This window comes from Gammaproteobacteria bacterium, from assembly GCA_032250735.1.
GTDB lineage: Bacteria > Pseudomonadota > Gammaproteobacteria > SZUA-152 > SZUA-152 > SZUA-152.
In genome coordinates, this window is the sequence record JAVVEP010000035.1 from 30,496 (window position 1) to 30,909 (window position 414).

General features: G+C 63.5%; 1 protein-coding gene. It reads right to left on the bottom strand.

Annotation, left to right across the window (positions count from 1 at the left end):
* Positions 1-414 (bottom strand): hypothetical protein (locus tag RRB22_14315; GenBank protein MDT8385579.1); only part of this gene is annotated, 414 nt, incomplete at both ends.

The window sequence follows — 414 nt, forward strand, 5'->3', positions numbered from 1 at the left end:
GGTCCACGGTAAAGGCCGGGATCCAGCCGGTGGTGCGATGGCAGGCCTCGCACACCATGGTGCTGTTGATGTGGCCATTGGGCAGGCTGCTGTGGCAGCCGGCGCTTGAACAGGAGCCGATGACCTGGTCATGGTCCACAGTAAAGGTCGGGGTCCAGGCGGTGGTGCGATGGCAGGCCTCGCACACCGTGGTGCTGTTGATGTGGCCATTGGGCAGGCTGCTGTGACAGCCGGCGCTTGAACAGGAGCCGATGACCTGGTCATGGTCCACAGTAAAGGTCGGGGTCCAGGCGGTGGTGCGATGGCAGGCCTCGCACACCGTGGTGCTGTTGATGTGGCCATTGGGCAGGCTGCTGTGACAGCCGGCGCTTGAACAGGAGCCGATGACCTGGTCATGGTCCACAGTAAAGGTCG